Source organism: Streptomyces sp. NPDC028991 (genome assembly GCF_055564775.1).
Window position 1 is genome coordinate 203,113 of the sequence record NZ_JBVHVP010000011.1, and the last position, 25,408, is coordinate 228,520.

Annotated in this window: 20 protein-coding genes and 1 pseudogene; 12 read left to right on the plus strand and 9 right to left on the minus strand. The window is 73.3% G+C overall.

The annotated features are described in order from the left end of the window. Positions 1-10: 10 nt before the first annotated feature. The 3 genes from ACZ4V1_RS22470 to ACZ4V1_RS22480 all read right to left on the minus strand — a co-directional run bounded on the left by ACZ4V1_RS22470 (position 11) and on the right by ACZ4V1_RS22480 (position 2,550). Entirely contained in the window at positions 11-1,024 is a 1,014-nt protein-coding gene (locus ACZ4V1_RS22470; protein ID WP_468338826.1) for a substrate-binding domain-containing protein, read from the minus strand. A 366-nt stretch (positions 1,025-1,390) separates the two neighbouring features. Next, positions 1,391-1,846, minus strand: coding sequence for a DUF6114 domain-containing protein (locus tag ACZ4V1_RS22475; RefSeq protein WP_468338828.1), 456 nt, complete (start codon positions 1,844-1,846; stop codon positions 1,391-1,393). Then, positions 1,846-2,550, minus strand: a complete 705-nt coding sequence (locus ACZ4V1_RS22480) for a DUF6230 family protein (RefSeq protein WP_468338830.1) — start codon at positions 2,548-2,550, stop codon at positions 1,846-1,848. Before ACZ4V1_RS22480 ends, ACZ4V1_RS22475 begins: the two co-directional genes overlap by 1 nt. 558 nt (positions 2,551-3,108) lie before the next feature. Between ACZ4V1_RS22480 and ACZ4V1_RS22485 the strand changes: the two genes are divergently transcribed. The 5 genes from ACZ4V1_RS22485 (at position 3,109) to ACZ4V1_RS22505 (ending at position 8,940) form a co-directional block, all read left to right on the plus strand. After that, positions 3,109-3,774 carry a Tat pathway signal sequence domain protein gene (locus tag ACZ4V1_RS22485; protein ID WP_468338832.1) on the plus strand — a complete coding sequence of 222 codons (666 nt, stop codon included), beginning with the start codon at positions 3,109-3,111 and terminating at the stop codon, positions 3,772-3,774. Between the two features lie 155 nt (positions 3,775-3,929). After that, positions 3,930-4,577, plus strand: a complete 648-nt coding sequence (locus tag ACZ4V1_RS22490; protein ID WP_468338834.1) for a ScbR family autoregulator-binding transcription factor — start codon at positions 3,930-3,932, stop codon at positions 4,575-4,577. A 102-nt stretch (positions 4,578-4,679) separates the two neighbouring features. Continuing rightward, positions 4,680-5,900, plus strand: coding sequence for a damage-control phosphatase ARMT1 family protein (locus ACZ4V1_RS22495; protein WP_468338836.1), 1,221 nt, complete (start codon positions 4,680-4,682; stop codon positions 5,898-5,900). A 181-nt stretch (positions 5,901-6,081) separates the two neighbouring features. Then, positions 6,082-8,265 carry a germacradienol/geosmin synthase Cyc2 gene (gene cyc2 / locus ACZ4V1_RS22500; RefSeq protein ID WP_468338838.1) on the plus strand — a complete coding sequence of 728 codons (2,184 nt, stop codon included), beginning with the start codon at positions 6,082-6,084 and terminating at the stop codon, positions 8,263-8,265. Between the two features lie 75 nt (positions 8,266-8,340). Beyond that, a complete protein-coding gene (locus ACZ4V1_RS22505; protein WP_468338840.1) occupies positions 8,341-8,940 on the plus strand; it encodes a PDZ domain-containing protein in 600 nt (199 codons plus the stop codon). Positions 8,941-8,974: 34 nt separating this feature from the next. Here the strand turns inward: ACZ4V1_RS22505 and ACZ4V1_RS22510 are convergent, their stop codons facing one another. After that, positions 8,975-9,730 carry a phosphodiesterase gene (locus ACZ4V1_RS22510; protein WP_468338842.1) on the minus strand — a complete coding sequence of 252 codons (756 nt, stop codon included), beginning with the start codon at positions 9,728-9,730 and terminating at the stop codon, positions 8,975-8,977. Between the two features lie 179 nt (positions 9,731-9,909). Between ACZ4V1_RS22510 and ACZ4V1_RS22515 the strand changes: the two genes are divergently transcribed. Then, positions 9,910-11,040, plus strand: coding sequence for an aminopeptidase P family protein (locus ACZ4V1_RS22515; RefSeq protein WP_468338844.1), 1,131 nt, complete (start codon positions 9,910-9,912; stop codon positions 11,038-11,040). 53 nt (positions 11,041-11,093) lie between these two features. Next, complete coding sequence (locus ACZ4V1_RS22520) at positions 11,094-12,095, plus strand: phosphotransferase family protein (RefSeq protein ID WP_468338845.1); 1,002 nt, start codon at positions 11,094-11,096, stop codon at positions 12,093-12,095. 62 nt (positions 12,096-12,157) lie between these two features. Here ACZ4V1_RS22520 and treZ read toward each other — a convergent pair whose 3' ends face one another. Further along, positions 12,158-13,903, minus strand: a complete 1,746-nt coding sequence (gene treZ / locus ACZ4V1_RS22525; RefSeq protein ID WP_468338847.1) for a malto-oligosyltrehalose trehalohydrolase — start codon at positions 13,901-13,903, stop codon at positions 12,158-12,160. Positions 13,904-14,178: 275 nt separating this feature from the next. Between treZ and ACZ4V1_RS22530 the strand changes: the two genes are divergently transcribed. The 3 genes from ACZ4V1_RS22530 to ACZ4V1_RS22540 all read left to right on the plus strand — a co-directional run bounded on the left by ACZ4V1_RS22530 (position 14,179) and on the right by ACZ4V1_RS22540 (position 16,740). Continuing rightward, positions 14,179-14,730, plus strand: coding sequence for an FHA domain-containing protein (locus tag ACZ4V1_RS22530; RefSeq protein WP_468338849.1), 552 nt, complete (start codon positions 14,179-14,181; stop codon positions 14,728-14,730). A gap of 226 nt (positions 14,731-14,956) precedes the next feature. Beyond that, entirely contained in the window at positions 14,957-16,282 is a 1,326-nt protein-coding gene (locus ACZ4V1_RS22535) for a M14 family zinc carboxypeptidase (RefSeq protein ID WP_468338851.1), read from the plus strand. Further along, the gene (locus ACZ4V1_RS22540; protein WP_468338853.1) at positions 16,279-16,740 is read left to right on the plus strand and encodes an SSI family serine proteinase inhibitor; all 462 of its coding nucleotides are present in this window, start codon (positions 16,279-16,281) and stop codon (positions 16,738-16,740) included. The genes ACZ4V1_RS22535 and ACZ4V1_RS22540 overlap by 4 nt, the downstream gene beginning before the upstream one ends. Before the next feature lie 58 nt (positions 16,741-16,798). Here the strand turns inward: ACZ4V1_RS22540 and ACZ4V1_RS22545 are convergent. From ACZ4V1_RS22545 to glgX, 3 genes and pseudogenes are all read right to left on the minus strand, one after another. Next, a pseudogene (locus tag ACZ4V1_RS22545) lies at positions 16,799-16,969 on the minus strand (dihydrolipoyl dehydrogenase); the annotation flags it as partial. A 257-nt stretch (positions 16,970-17,226) separates the two neighbouring features. Beyond that, positions 17,227-19,635, minus strand: a complete 2,409-nt coding sequence (gene treY, locus ACZ4V1_RS22550; RefSeq protein WP_468338855.1) for a malto-oligosyltrehalose synthase — start codon at positions 19,633-19,635, stop codon at positions 17,227-17,229. Between the two features lie 93 nt (positions 19,636-19,728). Next, positions 19,729-21,858, minus strand: coding sequence for a glycogen debranching protein GlgX (gene glgX / locus ACZ4V1_RS22555; protein ID WP_468338857.1), 2,130 nt, complete (start codon positions 21,856-21,858; stop codon positions 19,729-19,731). Positions 21,859-22,223: 365 nt separating this feature from the next. Between glgX and ACZ4V1_RS22560 the strand changes: the two genes are divergently transcribed. Continuing rightward, complete coding sequence (locus ACZ4V1_RS22560) at positions 22,224-23,471, plus strand: SAV2148 family HEPN domain-containing protein (protein WP_468338859.1); 1,248 nt, start codon at positions 22,224-22,226, stop codon at positions 23,469-23,471. Between the two features lie 115 nt (positions 23,472-23,586). Beyond that, positions 23,587-24,309, plus strand: a complete 723-nt coding sequence (locus tag ACZ4V1_RS22565) for an exonuclease domain-containing protein (protein WP_468338860.1) — start codon at positions 23,587-23,589, stop codon at positions 24,307-24,309. A 31-nt stretch (positions 24,310-24,340) separates the two neighbouring features. Here ACZ4V1_RS22565 and ACZ4V1_RS22570 read toward each other — a convergent pair whose 3' ends face one another. Beyond that, positions 24,341-25,204 carry a phosphotransferase enzyme family protein gene (locus tag ACZ4V1_RS22570; protein ID WP_468338862.1) on the minus strand — a complete coding sequence of 288 codons (864 nt, stop codon included), beginning with the start codon at positions 25,202-25,204 and terminating at the stop codon, positions 24,341-24,343. Between the last annotated feature and the right edge of the window lie 204 nt (positions 25,205-25,408).

Here is a 25,408-nt window from a genome sequence, read left to right on the forward strand (position 1 = left end):
GGGGTACCGGTCACCGGGTGCCGCCGGCGGCGAACTCCGCGACCGCGTCCGCGTTCGACCGGGTCACGAACGCGGGGCCGGTCAGCACGGGTGCCACTCCGCCGCCGCTGACGTTTCCGTTGGCGCGGTACAGCCAGAGGGCGTCCACCGCCAGATAGCCCTGGAGGTACGGCTGCTGGTCCACCGCGAACTGCACGTCCCCGCGCTTGACCGCGGCGACGAGATCCTCGTCGAGGTCGAAGGTGGCGACCTGGGCGCTGCTGCCCGCCTCCTCGACCGACTCGACCGCGGTGAGGGCGAACGCCGCGCCGTTCATGACGACTTCGTCGATGCTCGAGTCCTGCCGCAGCCGCGCGGTGACGGCCGCGCGCACCGCCTTCATGTCGGTGCCCTCGACGTAGAGCATCTCGGTCTCGCCCCCGAAGGTCTTCTTGACCCCGGCGCAGCGGGCCTCCAGGGCGACGTTGCCGCGCTCGTGGATGACGCACAGGGCGTGTTTGGCCTTGAGTTCGTTCAGCTTGTCGCCGACGGCCCGGCCCGCGACGCTCTCGTCCTGCCCGAAGTACTCCAGGAGCCCGGCGGACCGCCACGCGTCCATGCCGGAGTTGAGACCCACCACGGGGATGCCCGCCGCCCTGGCCTCGGCGACCGGCCCCTTCATCGCCTGTGGTTTGGCCAGGGTCACGGCGATGCCGTCGGCCTTGTCGCGGACCGCGTCCCGCACCAGGTCGGCCTGGTCGGCGGTGTCGGCGTCACCGGCGTACGTCAGGTCGATGCCGTCCTTGGCGGCCGCCGCCTCGGCACCCTTGCGCACCCGGTCCCAGAAGGCGTCGCCCTCGCCGCCGTGGGTGACCATGACGACCTTCATCCGGTCGGCGCCGGACCCGCCCGCGGCGTCCGCGGCCGGGTCGTCCTCCTCCCCGCCGAGGGCGGAGCAGCCGGCCGCCAGCAGACAGACGGCCGCGGCGAGGGCCGCGGCGCGGAGACGTCCGGGGGAGTGGGTGGACGGGGAAGATGTACTCATGGGGGGTGCGGCACCTCGCTGTACGGCCGAGCAGGAGGAACGGGGCGAGGTGGGACCGGAGCCGCGTGTCGGTACGCCAACCGGGTGAACCTCGCCTGGCCGGAGCAAACCGTGTGTGACCGCTGGTAGTCAAGTGACCAGCGACCAGGTGTGAGTTCTCGGTGCCGCATCGTGATGAACGGGGCGGGCGAAGTGTGAGTGAAGCACGGCTGAGTCTCGTCCGAGTCACGACCGAATGCCCGCCCGAATGCCCGACTGAATGCCCGACTGATGCCCGACCGAGGCGCGACTCAGGCGCGAGCGGGCACGGAAGCCCGGCGCCCGGCTCCGGGTGCGTGCCGGGGCGCGGACGCCGGGTGGCCGGTGTCAGGCGGGCCCGCCCGCCTGCTCCAGCGGCTGCTGGACTCCGCGCGCGGCCCGGCCCTCCTTCCTGCGGCGCCGGCGCTCGCGGCGCGACTCCTGGTCGGGCAGCCAGCCGAAGACCAGGCAGCTGCCGACGCAGCCGAGGAGCAGCCCGACGAGGAACCCGCCCAGGTTGGAGGTGACCCACGTGCCCAGGGAGGCCAGGACGCCGATGAGGGAGTAGAAGAGGCGCTGGGTGGGGTTGACCAGGGCCAGCAGTCCGCACAGCAGCATCACGACGGGCAGGAGATAGCCGGCCACGCCCTGCATGCCGACGTGCAGGACGACCTTGAAGGAGGCCTTCATGGTGAACAGGACCTCGGCCCCGGCCAGGGTGAGCAGCAACCCGCCCCAGAAGGGCCGGCCGGAGCGCCAGCGGCGGAAGCCCGCCCGGAAACCGGCACGCCGATCGCCGGGCATCAGCAGCCCGACCCGCTGAAGCGCAGCTTCAGGCCGGGGAGCTTGAACACCCCTGCGGTGGTCGCGTAGTTGGTCTGCCGCAGGTTCTTGATCTGCACGGTGTCGGCCTGCTGGCTGAAGACGCCGATCGGTCCACGGCCCTTCGGGCCGGCCTTGTCCAGGGTGCTGGCGTCGTTGCCGATCTCGATGTTGTTGAAGGCGGCGTCACCCGACAGGAACGTGGAGTCGGTGGTCAGGTCGCTCGCGGACACCCTGGTGTCCCCTTCGCCCGCGGTGATGAGCAGGTTGGTGCCGCCCAGGTCGACGCTCTGGCACAGCTTGGTGAGCTTCGCCTCCTTGATCACGGAGGTGACGACCAGCACCTGCCCGCCGGTGTCGCCCGCGTTCGGGCTGCCCTCGGCCATGTTGTCGAGGCCGCCGAACTGGGCGAATCCGGTGCCGTCGAGTTGTGTGGCCGTGACGGTGAAGGGCATGCCGGAGATCGCGAACTGCACGCCCAGGGCTCCGTGGGCGGTGAGGATCGCCAGGCCCGCGGTGACCGCGGCCGCCGGTACGGCCAGCACCGCGGCCCGGCGCAGCCTGACCCGGCCGCGTCTTGGCGGGGCCCCGGCCCCGGAGGTGTCCGGCTCCGGCACGCTTTCCGGGCCGGTCTCGGGTTCGGGGGCGCTGCCGGCGGGCGGGGTGACGTCCGAGGACGAGGCCATGTCTGCTCCCAGAGGCATAGTGAATGCGGATCGGGTCTCAGTGGCACGTTCTTGAGCGGCACGCTGTCCTGGCGCGGACAGCGGCTGATGCGGACAGCGGCTGATGCGCACGCCTCCCGGCAACTCCCGGCGGGTGCAGGGGCTTTCACGTTACGCACCAGTAGCCAATCGGGAAGTTACCGGTGGTTACACCGCAGGGTCAAGCAAGTTGTGAGTAAAGAGTGGGGATTGTGTGCCACCTGCCGCTTTCCCGGCCCGGCGTCTTCGCGAACCCGCGGCGGTCCGGGTCAACTCGTGCGTCAAGCCTTGACGTTGACTGAACGTCAGGTCTACAACTGCTCCTGTTTCCCGGATCCGTGGCGCCGGATCCGTTCCCGCGGCACCGTCCGCGTTCCCGGCACCGGGCCCCGTCCTCCGGACAGGCCCCGGCCCCGCCCCCAACGGGGCACGCCGCACCTCCTGGGCATGGCCCGGAATCGCATCGCATCGGCCCGGTCGCATCCCCGCGGCCGGCCCAGCCCTGCTTCACCGAACCCCACTTCCGGAAGAGGTAGCCGCATGCGTACTCGTACTCTGCTCACCCTCACCGCAGCCGTCGCCGCGCTGAGCTTCCCCGTGGCGGGCACCGCCGTCGCGGGTCCCGCCGAGGCCGACACCCCCGTCCTCACCACCGGTGCCGCCGGCGGTACGCCCGTCGCGGTGGGAGACACCCTCACCGCCTCCCTGGCGAGCGGCACCAGCGCCACGTTCCACTCCAGCGCGACCGGCACCAGCGGTGTCTCGTGCACGTCCTCGCAGTTCACCGTCACCGTCACCGACAACCCCACCGCCCCCGGCACGGCGACCGAGTCGCTCACCGCCCACACCTTCGACAGCGGAAGCTGCACCAGTAACGTCGTCGGCGTCATGGGCGTCAACGGAATCAGCGTCGCCAATCTCCCCTACACCACCACCGTCTCCTCCGACGGCGCCGTCACCGTCACCCCGCCGAGCGGCTCCACCGTCCGGACCACGGTCAGCCTGCGCACCCTCCTGGGCAGTATCAACTGCGTCTACGAGGCCCCCGCCCTGTCCGGCACGGCGAGCAACGACGGCAACTCGATCGCCTTCGCCGACCAGCACTTCACCAAGGTCTCCGGCTCGGGGCTCTGCTTCGCCGACGGGTACTTCACCGCCACCTACGCCCCCGTGACCGACGGGAGCGCCACGGTGTTCGTCAACTGACCCCGTGCGGCGGCCCGGCTCACGCCCGCGAGGGGCGGGGCCGGGTCGCCGTGTCCGGGGCCGCGGGGAGGCGGATCTGACGGTGAGTTATCGTGTACTGGGGGTTAAGACAGGCGGCACGGCCTGTTGAGTTCCAGCCCAGGAGAGTTCAGCCGATGGCGAGGCAGCTACGCGCCGAACAGACCCGCGCGACGATCATCGGGGCCGCCGCCGACCTGTTCGACCGTCACGGCTACGAGTCGACCAGCCTGAGCGAGATCGTCGCCCACGCCGGAGTCACCAAGGGCGCCCTGTACTTCCACTTCGCGGCGAAGGAGGACCTCGCCCACGCCATCATGGAGCTCCAGTCCAGAACATCCCGCCGGCTGGCGATGGAGCTGGACGGCCGGGGCTACACCTCACTGGAGGCGCTGATGCGCCTCACGTTCGGCATGGCCCGGCTGTGCGAGGAGGGGCCGGTCCTCCGGGCCGGGCTGCGGCTCGCCACCGGGGGAGTGCCGGTACGGCCGCCGCTGCCGCACCCCTTCACCGAGTGGCGGGAGATCGCCTCGTCCCGCCTCCTGGACGCAGTCCGCCAGTCCGACCTGCATCCGGACATCGACGTCGACTCCGTCGCCCACACCCTCGTCTGCTCCATCGTCGGCACCCGCGTCGTGGGCGGCACCCTCGAACCGGCCGCGCGACAGCCCCGCCGCCTGGCCGGAATGTGGCACATCCTGATCCGCGGCATGGTCCCGGTCACCCGCCGCGCGCGCTACCTCACCCTCGCGGCACGTCTGGAGCGGGAGCTGGGCAGGGTCTGACGCCCGCCCCGTGCGGCCGGCGCCCGCCCCGTGCGGCCGGCCCTCGCCCCGGCACGGTCGGCCCCGCCTGCCCGCCCCGGGTCGCGCGGTACGGTGAGGCGCATGCCCGACACCCCGTCCGAGCCCGCCCCCGCCCCCGTCATCGTCGGCGACGAGCCCGGGTCCTTCCCCCACGGCGTACTGGCCGAGCGGCACCCGGCCATCATCCGGCAGGTGCGGGAGGCGTTCCCCTTCGGCCCCGAACGGCAGGGGGCGCTCGACGCGCTGCTCGAGAGCTGTGCCGACGGTGTGGTCGAGCCGCTGCCCGCCGGTGCCGACGTCCGCGACCGGGACCGCTGGGCGCACTGGGGGATGGACGTGTACGCCGGCCGCTCCTGGTTCGACGTGCCCTGGCTGTGGGCCGAGAGCCACTTCTACCGCCGGCTCCTCGACGCCGTCGGCTACTTCGGCCCCGGCGCCTGGCAGGGCGTCGACCCCTTCCGGCCCGCCAAGCTCGCCGAACTCGACGCGCCGGAGACGGACGAGGAACTCGCCGCGCTCGACGGCCTCGCCGGCCTGCCCGCCGACGAGTGCGCGCGGGCCCTGCTGCACGGCTCGCTCTGGGGCAACCGCGCGGACCTCGGCTTCCGCCTCTCCGACAACGGCACCGGCACCGGCACCAAGGACCAGGTGCAGGCCCTGGTCGCCGACGACAGCGACATGCTCTGGTCACTGCTCCCGCCCGCCGGGAAGGGCACCTCCGGCCCCCCGGCCACCTTGTGCCTCGTCGCCGACAACGCCGGCCGCGAACTCGTCCCCGACCTGCTCCTCGTCTCGCACCTGCTCGACCGGGGCCGCGTCGACCGGGCGGTCCTGCACCTCAAGCCGTATCCGTACTACGTCTCCGACGCCACGCCCGCCGACCTGCTCGACGCGCTGCGGCGGCTCGTCGCCGCCGGTGGCGCGGCGGCCGCACACGGCGAGCGGCTGTGGACCGCGCTGACCGACGGCCGCGTCACCGTCCGCGCCCACCCCTTCTCCTGCGCCCCGCTGCCGTACGCGGACATGCCCGCCGACCTGCGCGAGGAGTTCGCCGCGGCCACGGTCACCGTCCTCAAGGGCGATCTGAACTACCGCCGCCTGGTGGGTGACCGGTGGTGGCCCCCGACCACGTCCTTCGCGGAGGCCACCGCCGCTTTCCCGGGCCCCGTCGCCGCGCTGCGCACGCTGAAGTCGGACGTGATCACCGGCCTGTCCCGGGACACCGAAGCGGCGCTCGTGGCGAGCGGGGAACAGGGCTGGCGGACGAGCGGGACGCACGCGCTGATCCAGGTCAGGCGCTGATCCAGGTCAGGCGCTGATCCAGGTCAGGCGCTGAACGCCCGCGTCGGGAGGTGGCGGACCGCCCCCGCGCCCCGAGTGGACGGACCGGGGAAAGTTCCCGCGTTCCCCCTCGATTCACGCGATGGTGTGATCATGTCCCACCTCGCGGATGTGCTCGCAGGGCCATGGGTAGTGCCCGGCCATGACGCAACAGCCCTTCGAACTGCCGCACTTCTACATGCCGCACCCCGCGCGGCTCAACCCGCATCTCGACGAGGCCCGTGCCCACTCGACGACGTGGGCGCGCGACATGGGCATGCTCGAGGGCTCCGGGGTCTGGGAGCAGTCCGACCTCGACGCACACGACTACGGCCTGCTCTGCGCCTACACCCACCCCGACTGCGACGGGCCGGCGCTCTCCCTCATCACCGACTGGTACGTGTGGGTCTTCTTCTTCGACGACCACTTCCTGGAGAAGTTCAAACGCAGTCAGGACCGCGTCGGCGGCAAGGCCCACCTGGACCGGCTCCCCCTGTTCATGCCGCTCGACCTCGCCACCGACATGCCCGAGCCGGAGAACCCGGTCGAGGCCGGTCTCGCCGACCTCTGGACGCGCACCGTGCCGGCGATGTCGGCCGACTGGCGCCGCCGCTTCGCCGTCGCCACCGAGCACCTGCTCAACGAGTCCCTGTGGGAGCTGTCCAACATCAACGAGGGGCGGATCGCCAACCCCGTCGAGTACATCGAGATGCGCCGCAAGGTGGGCGGCGCCCCCTGGTCGGCCGGGCTCGTGGAGTACGCGACCGCCGAGGTGCCCGCCGCCGTCTCCGGGTCCCGGCCGCTCAGGGTGCTGATGGAGACGTTCTCCGACGCCGTGCACCTGCGCAACGACCTCTTCTCCTACCAGCGGGAGGTCGAGGACGAGGGCGAGCTGAGCAACGGGGTGCTGGTCCTGGAGACCTTCTTCGGCTGCACCACCCAGGAGGCCGCCGAACTGGTCAACGACGTCCTCACCTCCCGGCTGCACCAGTTCGAGCACACCGCGTTCACCGAAGTGCCCGCGGTGGCCCTGGAGAACGGCCTGACCCCGGCCGAGGTCACCGCCGTCGGGCTGTACGCGAAGGGCTTGCAGGACTGGCAGTCCGGCGGCCACGAATGGCACATGCGCTCCAGCCGGTACATGAACAAGGGCGCGCGTCCCGTCGCCGGCTGGCAGGCGCTGACCGGCCCCGGCACCTCCGCCGCGGACGTCGGCGCGCTGCTCGCCGCGGCCGGTGCCCAACGGGCCCGCCCCTACACGTACGTGCCCTTCCAGAAGGTCGGGCCCTCGGTCATCCCCGACATCCGCATGCCGTTCCCGCTGGAGCTGAGTCCCGCCCTGGACGGCGCCCGCCGGCACCTGTTCGAGTGGTCCCACGCGATCGGCTTCCTCAGCGAGGGCGTCTGGGACGAGGACAAGCTGGCGAGCTGCGACCTCCCGCTGTGCGCCGCGGGCCTCGACCCGGACGCCACCCAGGAGCAGCTGAATCTCGCCTCCGGCTGGCTGGCCTTCGGCACCTACGGCGACGACTACTACCCGCTGGTCTACGGCCACCGCCGCGACCTGGCCGCCGCCCGGCTGACCACGGCCCGTCTGTCGGCCTGCATGCCCCTCGACGGTGAACCGGTCCCGCCGCCGGCCAACGCCATGGAACGCTCCCTGATCGACCTCTGGGCGCGCACGACGGCCGGCATGACCCCCGAGGAGCGGCGCCCGCTGAAGTCGGCCGTCGACACGATGACCGAGGCCTGGGTGTGGGAGCTGTCCAACCAGATCCAGAACCGCGTCCCCGACCCGGTGGACTACCTGGAGATGCGGCGCGCCACCTTCGGCTCCGACCTCACCCTGGGCCTGTGCCGCGCCGGTCACGGCCCGACCGTGCCGCCCGAGGTCTACCGCAGCGGTCCCGTCCGCTCCCTGGAGAACGCGGCGATCGACTACGCGTGCCTCCTCAACGACGTCTTCTCGTACCAGAAGGAGATCGAGTACGAGGGCGAGATCCACAACGCGGTCCTCGTCGTGCAGAACTTCTTCGGCGTCGACTATCCGGCGGCCCTCAACGTCGTACAGGATCTGATGAACCAGCGCATGCGCCAGTTCGAGCACGTCGTCGCGCACGAACTGCCGATCGTCTACGACGACTTCCAGCTGTCGGACGAGGCGCGGGCCGTCATGCGGGGTTACGTGACCGACCTGCAGAACTGGATGGCCGGCATCCTCAACTGGCACCGGGAGGTTCCCCGGTACAAGGCCGAGTACCTGGCCGGGCGCGCCCACGGCTTCCTCCCGGGCCGGGTGCCGGCCGTGCCCGTTCCGAGGAGCACCGCACTGCCCGCGCTCGGCTGACCACCGGTCAGTCTCACTCTTTCGTGGCTCGTCACACGCCGGTGCGCCGGGTAGAGCACCTGCCGGAGGCGATCCATGGAACAGACAGCGTTGCGACCCAAGCCGATGCCCGGTCGGGAACCGGGAGCCGGCACCGCGCCCGACGGCGACCGGCGTCCGCATGCCGGGCGCCGGCGCCGCCGACGGCTCACCACCGTGCTGCTCGGCGTGTTCGCCGCGACGGTCCTGCTCCTGGCGGGCGTGGGACTCGGCACGATGGGCGCCACGGTGATCGGCATGAGCAAGCTCGCCGAACTGCAACGGCAGGCGGGGGCGCCGGGGCCCGGGGCGGAGCCGGGAGGACCGGCGACGCGGCCGGGCGGCCGGGCCGCCCCCGCGCATTCGTCGGCCGGTCCGTCGCCGTCCCCGGCCGCCGCCACCCTCGGCGTGGAGGCCGTGGACGACGAGAAGCCGGGGGCCCTGGTCGTGGGCGTCCACGTGCCCGGCCCCGGGTACGCGGCCGGACTGGTCCGGGGCGACGTGCTCCTGGCGTTCGGCAGGACCCGGGTCGACTCGGCCGCCGACCTCGCCGACGCCGTGGTCCGCGCCCGGCCCGGCAAGGAGGTCAAGCTGACCGTGCGCCACGAGAGCGGCGGCTACCGGCAGCTGACGGTCGTACCGGGGGTCGTCACCTGACCCGCGTCACCCGGCCTCACCACCCGCCGCGCCGTCACCCGACCGTACGGAAGTGGCTCGTGAGCCGTCCGGTGTCGTCCAGCACGTGGTAGGCCAGCCCGACCGGGGCGTCCCGGTCCGCGATCTGCTCGCCCTCCCAGGGGAGCCGCAGCGTCCACGTCACCCCGGGTCCCATCACCAGGGGCCGCCCGGCGAACACGGTGGCGGCGGGTGAGTGGGCGTGCCCCGTGATCAGCCCGGCGATTCCGGGCCGCCGGTCCAGCAGCGCGGCGAGGCGTTCGGGGCGGCGCAGCCGGTAGGAGTCGGGCAAGGGGTGGTGCAGGGTGGCGGGCGGGTGGTGGAAGGCGAGGAGGGCCGGGCGGTCGGCGCCGAGTTCGTCGAGCGTCGCCTCGATCCAGCCGTACGTCTCCTCGTCCAGTTCCCCCTCGTCGCTCCCAGGGATGCTGGAGTCGCACATCAGCACCGCACCGCCGTCGAAGACCCCCACCTCGTTGACCGGACCCTCCGCGGGGGGCATATCCAGCAGGGCCTTGCGGTAGGGCGCGCGGCGGTCGTGGTTGCCGGGGCAGGTCAGCACGGGGAACGGCGCGGTGCCGTCGCGCAGCCCCAGGACGCGGGCGGCTTCCTCGTACTCCCCCTCCGTGCCGTGGTCCGCGATGTCCCCGGTCACCAGCAGGGCGTCCACCCGCCCCGGCAGCCGCCAGAGCCGGTCGCGCACCCGCTCGGCGCGCCCGGTCGCCCGCGCGCTCCCGTCCAGGTGCAGATCGCTGATGTGCGCCAGTACGAGCACCGGGCAGGCCTCCTCCGGGCGCCGCGGGCACGCCCTCACGGCACCAACGGCTAACGTTTGGATCGTATCCAAGCATTAACGCCGGTGGTGATCAATGGCAATCGGCTCGCGTCCCTCCCTCGCCCGGGGCAGGATGCTGCCCGTAGTCACCTTCACTCTTGTCGCCCAGGGAGGCCCGGATGACCGGCAGCGCGCCCGCTGCACCCTTCACCGCCGACGACTACCGGGCCCGGATGGAGCGTGCCGCGCGGGCGGCCGCCGACGCCGGGCTGGCCGGGTTGCTGGTGGCGCCGGGGCCCGACCTCGTGTGGCTCACGGGCTACGCGCCCACCGCGGTCACCGAGCGGCTGACCCTGCTCGTCCTCGCCGCCGGCCGCGACCCCGTCCTCGTCGTCCCGACGCTGGAGGCCCCCGACGCGGAGAAGGCCGCCGGCGCCCCCGCCCTGACCCTGCGCGACTGGACCGACGGCAAGGACCCCTACGCCGCCACCGCCGCCCTCCTCGACGGCTCCGGACGGTTCGGCATCAGTGACAACGCCTGGGCGATGCACCTGCTGGCCCTCCAGCGGGTGCTGCCCGGAACCTCGTACGCCTCCCTCACCGAGGCGCTGCCCATGCTGCGCGCCGTCAAGGACACGGCCGAGCTGGAGCTGCTGGCGGCGGCGGGCGCGGCCGCGGACGCCGCGTTCGAGGAGATCCGGAACGTGCGCTTCGGCGGTCGCCGCGAATCCGACGTCGCCGCCGACCTCGCCGCGCTGCTGCGGCGGTTCGGGCACTCCCAGGTCGACTTCACGATCGTCGCCTCCGGCCCGAACGGAGCCAACCCGCACCACGAGGTCGGCGACCGCGTCATCGGGGACGGCGACATGGTCGTCCTCGACTTCGGCGGGCTGAAGGACGGTTACGGCTCCGACACCTCGCGCACCGTCCACGTGGGCGGGCCAACCGACGAGGAGCGCCGGGTGCACGACCTCGTCCGCGAGGCGCAGGAGGCGGGCTTCGGCGCGGTGCGGCCCGGCGTCGCCTGTCAGGAGGTCGACCGGGCCGCCCGCGCGGTCATCGCCGACGCCGGGTACGGCGAGTACTTCATCCACCGCACCGGGCACGGCATCGGTGTCACCACGCACGAGCCGCCGTACATGATCGAGGGCGAGGAGCAGCCCCTCGTGCCCGGCATGTGCTTCTCCGTCGAGCCCGGCGTCTATCTGCCCGGCCGGTTCGGGGTACGCATCGAGGACATCGTCACGGTCACCGAGGACGGCGGCCGGCGTCTCAACGACACCACCCGGGAGATGGTCATAGTGGAGTGACCGGCACGGACAGGCCCCTACGCCCGGCAGACCCGGAAGACGACGGCGCGACCATGACCCAGGCACCGACACCCACCGCGGACACCGTCCGCCGACTGGTCCGCTCCCTGCTGGGCGAGAGCGCGGAACCCGAGGTCCGGCCCGTCGCCGAGGGCGCCGAGCCCGCCACCTGGTGGGTCGGTGCCCGGCACGTGCTGCGCCTGGCCCCCGACCGCGAGAGCGCGGTACGGCAGCGACGCGAACTGCGCCTGCGTGAACTGGTCCGCCCGTATGTCTGCGTCGCGGTGCCGACGAGCGTGGCGCACGGAGAGTGGGCGCCGGGGCTGACCTACACGCTCGACGCCAAGGTGCCCGGCGGGTCGGGCGAGGACCACGCCGTGTCGGCCCTGGGCGAGGCGGACCTCGCGGCGCTGCTCACCGGCGTGCGTGACGTGCCGGTCCGCCAGGCCGAGACCCTCGGCGTGCCCCGGGTGGCCCCGCGCTCACTGGAGGCGCTGCGGGAGGCCGCCGAGCGCGCCGCCCGGCGCCTCGCCGCGGCCGACGAGTTCGACGCCGCGCGGCCGGAGCGGCTCACCCGGGCGGCGACGGCCCAGCTCGGCGCCCAGCCCGGCGCGATCGTCCTCGTCCATCACGCACTGGCCGGCGAGCACCTCGTGGTCAGCGACGACGGCCGGGTGCGCGGCGTCCTCGGCTGGACCGACGCGGTCCTCGGCGACCCGGCCGAGGACATCGCCGGGCTCGCGCTCTCCGTGGGCTCGCCCGCCGCCGTCCGCGCCGCCACCCTCGCCGGCTACGGCGCCCGGCCGTGCCTTCGCGGCCTGTGGCTGGCCCGCTGCGACACCCTCGTCCAACTCGCCGCGGCGCTCTCGGGCCGGCCCGCCGCGTCCGCGTCCGTGCCGCTGCCACCGCCGCTGCTCAGGACTCGGCTGCGGCGTGCCTGGGAGCCGATCCTGCTGGAACGGGTCACGGAACTGCGCGAGGACGGCACGGAAGACGGCACGGTCGGCGGTACGGACGGCACGGACGGCGGTACGGACGACGACGCCCCCGTCTGATCGCCACCATCCGCTCCGGCACTCCGGGCGCTCCCGCCCCGCCGGCCCTTCCGGCATCCTCGTCAATCCTGTTCGAGCACCACACTCGACTCAGCCGGTACGCGCAGCACCCCGTCCCTCCCCGGCGCCTGTACCGGTTCCCACGCGGCGAGTACGCGCGCGGGGCGGCCGCCCAGCGGGATCGCCGCCGGTTCGGGACCCAGGTTGACGGCCACCCGGATGTCCCCGCGCCGGAAGGCCAGCCAGCGCGCCTCGGCGTCGTACGCCACCCTGGTGTCGGCGAGGTCCGGGTCGGTCAGGTCCGGCTGCTCGCTGCGCAGGGCGATCAGCCGGCGGTACCAGTCCAGTACGCGCGCGTGCGGCTCGCGCGCCGGCTCGGACCAGTCGAGGCAGGACCGCTCGCGCGTGGCAGGGTCCTGCGGGTCGGGCACGTCCTCCTCCTTCCAGCCGTGCGCGGCGAACTCCCGCCGCCGGCCGTTGCGCACGGACTCGGCGAGCTCCGGGTCGGTGTGGTCGGTGAAGAACTGCCACGGTGTGCCCGCCGCCCACTCCTCGCCCATGAACAGCATCGGCGTGAACGGCGCGGTCAGCGTGAGTGCCGCCGCGCAGGCCGCGAGGCCGGGGGAGACCAGCGCGGCCAGGCGGTCCCCCTGGGCGCGGTTGCCGACCTGGTCGTGGGTCTGGCTGTAGCCGGTCAGCCGGTGGGCGGCCACCCGGCCGCGGTCCAGCGGACGGCCGTGACCGCGGCCCCGGAAGCTGGAGTAGGTGCCGTCGTGGAAGTAGCCCCGCGTCAGCGTCTTGGCGAGCGCCGCCAGCGGAGCACGCGCGAAGTCGGCGTAGTAGCCCTGCGACTCTCCGGTCAGCGCGGCGTGCAGGGCGTGGTGGAAGTCGTCGTTCCACTGCGCGTGCACGCCCAGGCCGCCCTCCGCGCGCGGGGTGACGATCCGCGGGTCGTTGAGATCGGACTCGGCGATCAGGAACAACGGGCGCTCCAGGTCGGCGGCGAGGCCGTCCACAGCGGTCGACAACTCCTCCAGGAAGTGGCACGCGCGCGTGTCCGCCAGGGCGTGCACCGCGTCCAGGCGCAGTCCGTCGACCCGGTAGTCCCGCAGCCACGCCAGCGCGCTGTCCACCAGATAGGCGCGCACCTCGTCCGAGCCGGGCGCGTCCAGGTTGACGGCGACGCCCCAGGGCGTGTGGTGGGTGTCGGTGAAGTACGGGCCGAAGGCGGGCAGGTAGTTGCCGGTCGGGCCCAGGTGGTTGTGCACCACGTCCAGAACCACGCCCAGGCCCAGTTCGTGGGCCCGGTCGACGAAGCGTTTCAGCGCCTCGGGCCCGCCGTACGGCTCGTGCACCGCCCACAGCGAGACACCTTCGTACCCCCAGCCGTGCCGGCCCGGGAACGGGCACAACGGCATCAACTCGACGTGCGTGACGCCCAGTCCGGCCAGATGACCGAGCCGCTCGGCGGCGGCGTCGAGCGTGCCCTCGCGCGTGTACGTGCCCACGTGCAGCTCGTACAGGACACCGCCGGGCAGCGGACGCCCGCCCCACTCGGCACGCCACGCGTACCCCCCGTGGTCGACGACCGCGCTCAGCCCGTCCGGTCCGTCCGGCTGCCGGCGCGAGCGCGGGTCCGGGAGCACCGGCCCGTCGTCCACCGCGAATCCGTACCGCGAGCCGTCCCGCGCCTCGGCCTCACCGCACCACCACCCCGGCCGTTCCGGATCGCGCTCCAGCGCGCGCGTGGCGCCGTCGCACTGCAACGTCACTCGGCCGGCCTGCGGTGCCCACACCTCGAACTGCACGGACGGTTCCCCTTCGTCTGCTCACCGTGATGTAGGGCCTGTGTCCGGCACCTCACTGCCGAAGGCGAGGTGCCGCGTCCTTCCCGCGACCTGATCCGCCGGACAGGCCCTGGCCCGTCCATGGTCCTGCAAAAGTGATCTCCCCGCTGCCGAAAGCCCCCGTTTGCGGCGGGTGTCGCGCGGAGCCCGGCCTGTGGCGGTCGGGGCCCCGTGCGCGTGGCGGCCGTTGTCCCGTCTTCTGGACACTCCGGCCCGGCTGACCGACAATCACCTGCGTGACGTCGTCCTTCGAGTTCAACACGTACCCCGCGCGGTTGTCCGACGCGGAGCGCGACAAGGCGCTGAAGGTGCTCCGGGACGGCGTTTCCATGGGGCGTCTGTCGCACGACACGTTCATCCGCAGGATGGAACTGGCGTTCGCCGCCCGCCGCGTGGAGGAAATCGCCGCGCTCACCGCCGACCTGCCCACCGAGGGCCGGATGTCGCGGCTGGTGTTCGGCACCGTCGAGGCGGTGTCCGGGTTCGGCGTACGGCTGCGCAGGGCCTGGCAGGCCGAGCGGCTGCCCAAGCTGCTGCTGCCGCACCCCGGCGCCGGCCACCCGCTGCGCATAGGGCGCGACCCGGCGAGCGGGCTGCGGCTGACCCACGAGACGGTCTCCCGTGTGCACGCGGAACTGAGCCGCCAGGGCGGCATGTGGGTGCTGCGCGACCTCGGCTCCACCAACGGCACCACGGTCAACGGGCGCCGGGTCATCGGCGTGGCCGTCGTCCGGGAGGGGGATCAGATCGGCTTCGGCCAGATGGCCTTCCGCCTCGCGGTGAACTGAATCCCGAGGAGGGGACGGCGCACAGCTCTGGCCTGGGCTTCACTCGGCGTCGTGCGAGGCGGTGGGCGGATCGGCGGCCGGACCGGTGGGGCAAACCCCTTTCCTTTTCATGGTGTTGACGTACCCCCCAAGTCGTGACTGACTGTGCGTACACCGCGCACGCCAGGTGAACCGACGGCCCGAATCGTGGAGGTGTGCCCTGCCGCCCCTCCTGCGCTATCCGACCGTGGACGAGCTGGGCGCACGGGCCGCCGCTCTCGCCGCCCGCCATCCCGGACGCGCGCGGCTGCGCCGTGTGGGCACCTCGCGCGCGGGCAACCCGCTGTGGCTGCTCTCCGTGGGCCACGGCAGCCGCCAGGCCCTCGTCGTCGCCGGACCGCACGCCAACGAACCCGTGGGCGGCGCGACCGTCCTGCGGCTGGCCGAGCGGGCCCTGGCCGACCCCCGGCTCACCGAGGGTGTCGACGCCACCTGGAACCTGCTGCTGTGCGTCGACCCCGACGGCCTGCGCCGCAACGAGGGCTGGCTGTCCGGCCCGTACACCCTCGGCCGCTACGCACGGAACTTCTTCCGGCCCGGCTTCCTGGAACAGCCCGAGTGGCTGCCCCACGGCCCGGACCACGTCGCGCTGCCGGAGACCCGCACCCTGCTCGAACTCCAAGACGAGCTGCGGCCCTTCCTCCAGTGCTCCCTGCACGGAGTCGACGTCGGCGGCGGCTTCGTCGAGCTCACCCACGACCTGCCGGGACTCGCCCAGCGCATCGCCCACGCCGCGGCCCGGCTCGGCATCCCCCGCGAACTCGGCGCCTACGACACCCTGTACTGGCCCGACCTCGGCCCCGCCGTCTACCGCATCCCGCCGCCCCGCCGCGGCGACCTCACCGCGGCCATCACCGAGGCCGCCGTCGACTCGACGTGGTGCCACCCGCAGCGGTACGGCACCGTCACCGCGGTCGTCGAGGCGCCCATGTGGGGCGTGGCCGCCGTGGCGGACGGCTCGCCCCCGGCCGACCGGGACGCGTTGCTGCGGTCCGTGAGCCGCACCCTGCGCCACGACACGCGGCGCCTGCACGGCGTCCTCGCCCGGGTCCGGCCGCACCTGGCCACCGTGCCGGAGGCGGCGCACCTCCTCGCACCGGTCGACGACTACCTGCTGGTCTGCCCCCGGCTCGCCGACGCGTGGGACCCCGACACCGACGACGGGTCGGGCCGCACCCTCCCGCCGATGAACACCGCCCACCTGGTCGCCCTGCGCCTCGCCGGACGGCGCCTGGCCCTGCGGACCGCGGGGCTGCTGCATCAGCTGGTGACCCGTACCGGAGGCGATCCGGCGGGTGTACTGCCCGAGCTGGACCGGCTCGTCGACGAAGGCTGTGCCGACTACCGGGACGGCTGCGCGGCCCGCTGGATCCCGGTCGCGCGCCAGGTCGAGTACCAGACGCGCGTCGTACTCGCCGCGTTCGAACTGGCCGGGCGGCGCCCCACCGCGGACTCCCGTTCGGGTGAGCCGGGCTGGGGTTCCGAGGCCGCGGTGCCGATGCACCGGGAATGACCCACGACATCACGGCCCGAGCGGCACGGACCGGCCTCCTGGCGGCCGCCTCCCTCCTCCTCACCTGCGCGGTCCCGGCGCAGGCCGTCGCCGAGCGGGAACCGGCGAGCGACTGGCTCCTCCTCACCGTCACCCAGGGCGACGACCGGCCGGGCGCATGGCCCGGTGCCCCGTCGGGCACCCAGTCCGGAGCCACACGCGCTGCCCTCCTGCTGTGCGACCCGCCCGGGGGACACGCCCGCGCCGCCCGCGCCTGCGACGAACTCGACGCCACGGACGGCCGCATCGCCGACATCCCGCCGCGGGACACCCACTGCCCGATGATCTACGCGCCCGTGACCGCCCACGCGCACGGGCAGTGGCGGGGACAGCCGGTGGAATACACGCGGACCTTCCCCAACCCGTGCGCGATGGCGGCACGAACGGGCGCCGTCTTCGCCTGGGACACGGAGGGGTGAGCCGGGGCGGGCGGTGAGCGGGTGACGCCTCGGGGCCCGTGCCCGGCCGTCGGCCGCGTCACTGCTGGTGCGGTCCGCGGTCCGCCAGGGTCAGGAACACCTCGCCGACCGCCTCGGACAGGGTGGGGTGGGCGTGGATGCGGCGGGCCACGTCGGCGGGCTCGGCGTCCCAGCCGACGATCAGCCGGCTCTCGGCGACCATCTCCGACACGTTCGGGCCCACCAGATGCCTCGTGGGCGGCGCGGTCGGTGAGGGCCGCGTGGTCCTGACGCCCGCCCCGCCCTGGCGACACGCCCTGACGGTCTTCGCGCGCGTGCCGCCGACCGGCGCCGCCGAGGCCTTCGTCGACCTGGAAACCCCTTCACGCGAGGGCCGCTCACGACGGTGTGCGGAGGACGCGGGCGTGCGGCGACCCAGGCGTGCGGCGAGGCGAGGAGCGCGGCGGCGCCGGATGGCGGACCCCGCGGCCCGGCGGCGGCCGACGGTCAGCCACCGTCTCCCCCCTCCGCCACCACCCGCTCCAGCAACGCCACCGGCACGCCCGCGAAGAGATCCTCCACGCGCGCGTGGCCCGTGAACTCCCGTCCGGGCGTCAGCGCGTCGGCCCACCGGCCCGGCGGCAGGGGCAGAGCCGTGCCCTGCCAGCCGCCCGCCTCCGCCAGCCGCAGTGACAGCCGGGTCACGGCGGTCAGGACCTCCCCGGAGCGGACGAAGGCCACGCAGTGCGCCGCCGCGGGGCCCACGGCGGGCAGCGGCTCGTACGTCGCCGCGTCGCCGAACGCGTCGGGCCGCCGCGCCCGCAACGCCAGCGCCGCCCGGGTCACCGCCTCCTTCTCGCCGCCCTTCCCGGCGTCTTCGCCCTCTCCCGTCTCTCCGAAGCGCGCCGGCCGGCGGTTGTCCGGGTCCACCAGGGCCAGGTACTCGCCCTCGGTGCCCTGGTAGAGGTCCGGCACCCCCGGCATCGTCAGATGCGTCAGGGCCGTGCCGAGGACGTTGGCCCGGATGTGCGGCTCCAGGGTGTCGCGGAAGGCGACCACCCGCCCGCCCGGCGCACCGCACGGCCCCGCCCACACGAACCGCTCCACGGCCTCCTCGTACGGAGGCTGCCGCTCCGTCCAGCTGGTGTGCATCCCCGCCTCGCGCACATGCTTCAACAGCGCCTCCCGCACCCGCTCCCCGTCCGCCGGCCCCAGCCCGAACACCGTCTGCCAGGCCGCCCACGCCAGCTGCGCGTCCGGCGCGCCCTCACCCGTGCGGGTGACCTCCGTCAGGACGTCCGCCCACCGCTCGGGGCACTCCGTGAGCACCGCCAGCGCGGCGCGCACGTCGGCGCTGCGCTTGGTGTCGTGGGTCGAGACGACCGTGCCCGTCGCGGGCCAGTCGCGCTGCACGCGCGCGCAGTACGCGTGGAACTCCTCCGGCGACAGGGCCGGGCTCCCCGGGTTCCCGCCCACCTCGGTCGCCGACAGCAGCGGCACGTAGCGGTAGAACGCCGTGTCCTCCACCGACTTGGCGCGCAGCGCCGACGCGGTCTGCGCGAACCGCGTCCGGAACTCCACGTGCTCCGGCCCGTCCCCGTACCGGCCCAGCACCAGGTCACGTACGACGTCCACCGCGCCGGACTCCTCCGGCACCGCGAACACGAGCCGCGCCTCGGCCGCCGCCTCCTCGGTGACGACCGACGCCGCGTCCACCGACGCGTACGGCCGGTACACCTCCAGCCGGACCAGCAGTTCCCGCAACGCGGTGCGCAGCGCCCACGGCGCCCGGTCGCGCAGGGCGGGGTCCGGCGACGCGACGCACAGGCGGTGCGCCACCCGGGTCAGCCGGTCCATCTCGGTGGCCAGCTCGTGCGTGAGCACCTTGTACGCCGCCCGCCGCACCGTCGCCGCCCAGTCCCCGCCCCGGTCCGTCCGCGGGGCGGCGAACCTGCGGTACCGGCCGAGCAGTTCCCCGTACCCGGCGGGATCCGTGAAGAGCCCGTCGACGTGCCGCAGGGCGTCGTAGCCGGTCGTGCCCGCGACGGGCCAGGCGGCGGGCAGGCGCTCGCCGTCCGCGAGGATCTTCTCCACGACCGTCCACCGGCCGCCGCTCGCCTCGTGCAGCCGCCGGAGGTAGGCGTCGGGGTCGGCGAGGCCGTCCGGGTGGTCGACGCGCAGCCCGTCGATCACACCCTCGTGCAGCAGCCGCAGAATCGTGGCGTGCGTGGCCTCGAACACCTCCGGGTCCTCCACACGCAGGCCGATCAGCTCCGAGATGCTGAAGAAGCGCCGGTAGTTCAGGTCGGTGCGGGCGAGGCGCCACCACACCGGGCGGTACCACTGCGCGTCCAGGAGCTGCGGCAGCGGCAGGTCACCGGTGCCGTCCCGCAGCGGGAACGCGTGGTCGTGGTAGCGCAGTACGTCGCCGTCGACCCGCAGCTCGTCCAGCACCTCGCCGACCGGTGCGCCGAGCACCGGCATCAGCACCTGGCCGCCCTGAGCCTCCCAGTCGATGTCGAACCACCGCGCGAACGGCGACTTCGGTCCCTCCCGCAGCACCTCCCACAGGGCACGGTTGTGCCGCGGCGACATCGCCATGTGGTTCGGCACGATGTCCACCACCAGGCCGAGACCGTGTTCCCGCGCGGTGCGCGCCAGCGCCCGCAGTCCCTCCTCGCCGCCCAGCTCCTCGCGCACGCGCGCGTGGTCCACCACGTCGTAGCCGTGCGGCGAGCCCGGGACCGCCTCCAGGACGGGGGACAGGTGCAGATGCGACACACCGAGCGAGGCCAGGTACGGCACGGCGGCCGCGGCGGCCGCGAACGGGAACGCGGGCTGAAGCTGCAGCCGGTAGGTGGCCGAGGGGGACGGGGAGGAGGCGGACAGCACCGGGTCGGGTCGCTCAGGCGTCATGCAGAGCTACGTACCCGCCCCGCCGCGATTCGTGTCATCTGCCCCCTGCACGGACGTACGGGCATGCCCGGAACAGACACGCCCGTATGCCCCTCAGACGGGTCGTCGCAGCACCGCGAGGCTCCGGTCCACCAGGGTCAGCCGGTCCCCGGCCTGTACTTTCGCGGTCGTGTCCGCGGGCACGCCCTCCGTCAGGGAGGTGTCGACGACCACCTGCCACTGCCGGCCGTGGTCGACCGGCACCACGAAGTCCAGCGGCTTCGGCGAGGCGTTGAACATCAGCAGGAAGGAGTCGTCGGCGATGCGTTCCCCGCGCGGGCCGGGCTCGGAGATGGCGTTGCCGTTCAGGAACACGGTGAGGGCCGACGCCCGCGCCGAGTTCCAGTCGCGCTGGGTCATCTCCGCACCCTCGGGGGTGAACCAGGCGATGTCCGACAGCTCGTCGTGGGTGCCCTCCACGGGGCGGCCGTGGAAGAAGCGCCGCCTGCGGAAGACCGGATGGTCCCTGCGCAGCCACACCATCGCGCGGGTGAACCCGAGCAGCCCGGCACCGGCACCGGTGACGTCGCCGTCGCCGTCGGGCCACGCCACCCACGCCAGCTCGTTGTCCTGGCAGTAGGCGTTGTTGTTGCCGCGCTGGGTGCGGGCGAACTCGTCGCCGTGGCTGATCATCGGCACGCCCTGGGAGAGCAGCAGCGTGGCGACGAGGTTCCGCATCTGCCGCGCCCGCAGCTCCAGCACCGCCGGGTCGTCGGTGTCGCCCTCGACGCCGCAGTTCCAGGACCGGTTGTGGCTCTCGCCGTCCCGGTTGTCCTCGCCGTTGGCCTGGTTGTGCTTGTCGTTGTACGCCACCATGTCGTGCAGGGTGAAGCCGTCGTGGCAGGTCACGAAGTTGATCGAGGCCAGCGGGCGGCGGCCGTCGTCCTGGTAGAGGTCGGAGGAGCCGGTCAGCCGGGACGCGAACTCCGCCAGCGTGCGCGGCTCGCCGCGCCACAGGTCCCGCACGGTGTCCCGGTACTTGCCGTTCCACTCGGTCCACAGCGGCGGGAAGTTGCCCACCTGGTAGCCGCCCTCGCCCACGTCCCACGGCTCGGCGATCAGCTTCACCTGCGAGACCACGGGGTCCTGCTGCACCAGGTCGAAGAACGACGACAGCCGGTCCACCTCGTGGAACTGCCGGGCCAGGGTGGCGGCGAGGTCGAAGCGGAACCCGTCGACGTGCATGTCGGTGACCCAGTACCGCAGCGAGTCCATGATCATCTGTAGTACGTGCGGGGACCGCATGAGTAGGGAGTTCCCGGTGCCCGTGGTGTCCATGTAGTAGCGGGGGTCGTCGGTCAGCCGGTAGTACGAGGGATTGTCGAGGCCCTTGAAGGACAGCGTGGGGCCAAGGTGGTTGCCCTCCGCGGTGTGGTTGTAGACCACGTCGAGGATGACCTCGATCCCCGCCTCGTGCAGCGCCTTCACCGCCGACTTGAACTCCAGCACCTGCTGGCCGCGGTCGCCCCACGAGGCGTACGCGTTGTGCGGGGCGAAGAAGCCGATCGTGTTGTAGCCCCAGTAGTTGTTCAGGCCCATGTCCACCAAGCGGTGGTCGTTGACGAACTGGTGCACCGGCATCAGCTCCAGCGCGGTCACCCCCAGCTCGGTGAGGTGCTCGATCAGCGCCGGGTGCGCGAGGGCCGCGTAGGTGCCGCGCAGCTCCTCGGGGAGGCCCGGGTGCCGCATGGTCAGGCCCTTCACATGGGCCTCGTAGAGCACCGTGTGGTGGTACTCCGTCCGGGGGCGCCGGTCGTCGCCCCAGTCGAAGTAGGGGTTGACCACGACCGACGTCATCATGTGCGGCGCCGAGTCCAGGTCGTTGCGCCGCCCGGGTTCGCCGAAGTGGTAGCCGTACACCTCCTCGCCCCACTGGATCGAGCCGCTGATCGCACGCGCGTACGGGTCGAGGAGCAGCTTGGCGCTGTTGCAGCGCAGTCCGCGCTCCGGGGCGTACGGACCGTGCACGCGGTAGCCGTACCGCTGCCCCGGCATCACGCCCGGCACGTACGCGTGCCGCACGAACGCGTCGCTCTCCCGCAGCTCGATCGCGGTCTCCGAACCGTCGTCGTGCAGCAGACACAGCTCTACTCGGTCGGCGGCCTCCGTGAAGACCGCGAAGTTGGTGCCGGCGCCGTCGTACGTGGCACCGAGTGGATACGCCTCTCCAGGCCAGACCTGCATGGACACGACTCTTTCAGGTGTGGGGCGCCGGTGCGGACGCCTTGGCTCCGAGTCTCCCGGAAGTCTCCCCGAAAGTGAGGCGACCACCTAGCACGTACGTCCTCCTACCCACCCTTCGGCGTTCCGCCCGGGACGCGCCCCGGGGCCGGCACGGGGAACCTTCCCCGTGCCCGGCCACGTCACCGCTATGAATCCGCTCACTCCCCGGTGACCGGAGGTCCGGAACGGGCTTTGTGATCACGGACGTTGGGAAAACCGGCCCGTCCATCGGGCTGCACCGCGGACCGCTCGCGGAGTACCCTTCCTTGATCGTTGGGACGGGGTCTGACCGGGAGTGCTCCCAGGGAGCGGAAGGCGGTGCGCGGGTGGGCTCGGGAGGGCTGGAGCTGCCTCCTGGTGACGACGGTCACCAGGGGAACTCCGCGGACGTCCCGCCCGGTGCGGTGTCCCTGGCGCGGCCGATGAGCGCGGGCGCGATCGGTCCGGAACTGGACTGGGACACCGACGCCTGGCACGAGGTGCGCACCCGTGCGCAGCGGGCGGGCCGGGCCTATATCTGGCTCAACCTCGTCGAACAGCGGCTGCGCGCGGTCGTGGCCGCCGTCCTGAGGCCGGTCTACGAACCCGTGCACGGCGAGGAGTGGGTGGTGGCCGCGGCCGGACCCGCCGGCCAGGAGTGGGTGCAGCGGGCCGTAGCCGTCCGCGAGGTCAGCCGCCGCAAGGGCTACCTGCTCGACCCGGCCGACGACAACGTCCTCAGCTTCCTCACCCTGCCGCAGCTGCGCGAGCTGATGGTGCAGCACTGGCCCTGCTTCGAGCCCTACGTGGACGAGCGCCGCGACGTGGAACTCGCGCTGGACGAGCTGGAGGTCACCCGCAACGTGGTCTCCCGCAACCGGGCACTGTCCGAGGCGGTGCTGAGCCAGGCCGAGCGGGCCTCGGCGCGGCTGCTGGAGGTCCTCGGCACGGGCGGCGACGTGCCGTCCACGCGCCGCCTGCCGATCGACGCCGTGGAGGACCTGGTCGGCGACCGGTACGCCGACGTGGTCGCCGTGCACTCGGACCGGGTGCGGCTGCTGCGCCAGTTCCCGGCAGAGGACCTCTTCGGCGGCGCGCGGCGCGTGGACGCCCTCGGCATCGGCCTCAACCTGCTCGTGCAGAACTTCTCCGGCCGCCGCCTGCTGCGGCTGGCCGAGTCCGGCGGCCGGGTGCGGCTGCTCTTCCTGAACCCGGCCTCCAGCGCGATCAAGCGCCGCGAGCGCGAACTCGGCATCAAGCGCGGCGAGCTGAGCCGCGCCGTGGAGATGAACATCCTGCACATGCGGCGGGTCCGCGCCCGGCTGCGGGACCCGGGCGCGTTCGAGATCCAGGTTTTCGACGAGACGCCCCGTTTCACGGCCTACCTCGTCGACGGGGACGGCGCCGACGGCATCGCGGTCGTGCAGTCCTACCTGCGCCGGACGCGGGGGATGGAGGCGCCGGTGCTCGTACTGCGCAACGGACGGAACGGCGGCAAGGTCGTGAAGTCGGACCATCTCGACGAAGGCGGACTCTTCCCCACCTATCGCGAGGAGTTCGAGTCGATGTGGGCGGATTCGCGGCCGGTGTCGTGAGCGACCGCCCCGGGCCGGGCGCGGGCGTAAGCGGAATGCGATCCTCTGATTGTCAGTGGCCCGTGGGAGGGTGGAGACCACTGGGGGAACGCACCACCGAGAAGGGGGACCGCCCATGGGCTGGCACCGGGAGCTGCTGATCGGCTTCGACCTGGAGACGACGGGCACCGATCCGCGCGAGGCGCGCATCGTCACGGGGGCCGTGATCGAGGTCGTGGGCGGCGAGCCGCGGGGGCGCCGGGAGTGGCTGGCCGACCCCGGTGTGGAGATCCCGGCGGACGCGGTCGCGGTGCACGGCATCACCAGTGAGCGGGCGGCCGCCGAGGGCCGGCCCGCCGACCAGGTCGCCGACGCCATCGCCGGTGTGCTCGCGGCCTACTGGAAGACGGGCGTCCCGGTCGTCGCCTACAACGCGGCCTTCGACCTCACCCTGCTCTCCGCCGAACTGCGGCGCTACGGGCTGCCGTCCCTCCGCGACCGCCTGGGCGGCCTCGATCCCGCCCCGGTCATCGACCCGTACACCATCGACCGCTCGGTCGACCGCTACCGTCGCGGCAAGCGCAATCTGGAAGCGGTCTGCCGGGAGTACGGTGTCCCGCTCGACGCCGCCCACGACGCCACGGCCGACGCCCTCGCCGCGGCCCGGCTGGCCCGCGCGATAGCCGGCCGCCACCCCAAGGTCGCGTCCCTCGGCCCGGCGGACCTGCACCACCGCCAGATCGAGTGGTACGCCGAGTGGGCGGCGGACTTCCAGGGCTTCCTGCGCCGCAAGGGCGACGCCACGGCCGTCGTGGACGGGACGTGGCCGGTGCGCGAGCCGGCCGACGAGCGGGTCTGACCCGGGCCGGGCCCCGGAAGGCGACGCGGGGTCAGAAGGGGTACCACCGCACCGTCGGGTCCCCGTCCCGCAGCGACGCCACCCGGCGTTCGAACTCGGCCAGCGCCTTCGGATTGCTCGGCGCGTGCTGGGCCACCCACGCGCAGCTGGCCGTCTCCCGGGCGCCGCGCAGCACCGCACAGCCGTCCCACTCCCGCACGTCCCATCCGTAGGTCGCGGTGAAGGCGTCGTGCGCCTCGGCGGGAAGCCCGTACCGGTCCCGGCTGAGCGCCATCACCACCAGGTCGTGCTCGCGCAGGTCGGCGGAGAAGGTCTCCAGGTCGACCAGGACCGGCCCGTCGGGACCGACGTGCACGTTGCGGGGCAGCGCGTCGCCGTGGATCGGGCCCGGCGGCAGATGGGGGGTGAGCGCGGCGGCGGCCGTCGCGAAGCCGTCGCGCCGCTCGCGCAGATACGCGGCGTCCGCGGGGTCGATCACGTCCCCCGCGAGCCGCAGCCAGCGCTCCACTCCGCCCAGCAGCTCGCGGGGCGGCAGCTCGAAGGAGGGGGAGGGCAGCGCGTGGACCAGCCGGAGCAGTGCGGCCACGTCCCGGGGCTCGGCGGGCCGCACCGGGTCGGGGAGCCGCCGCCACACGGTCACCGGGTGCCCCTCGATGAACAGCGCCGTCGGGTCGGCCGCCCGCACCGCCGGCACACCGGCCTCTTCCAGCCACACCGCGACGGCCAGTTCCCGGCGTGCCCGGTCGAGGAGTTCGGCGTCGCGGCCCACCTTGACGGCCAGGTCACCGGCGGCGAACACCGCGTTCTCGCCGAGGGCGAGCAGCCGCGCCTCCCGTGCCGGGCCGGGCAGCACCCCCGCCGCGTCCAGCACCTCCCGCGCCCGTGCCTCGTCCATCGTCGCCCGCCTCCGTGTCCGTCGTGTAGGTGGTGTCGGCCGTCCGGTCGTCCGGTCGTGTCCGTGGTGCCGGTCGGGTCCGTGGTGCCGGTCGTCCGGTCGTGTCCGGGATGTCCGCCGGGTTCCCGCCACCCGTCGGCCAGTGTCGCATTCGCACAGGTGGGAGCGTGTGCGCGGGCTCTTGACGGGGCCCGGCGCCTTCAC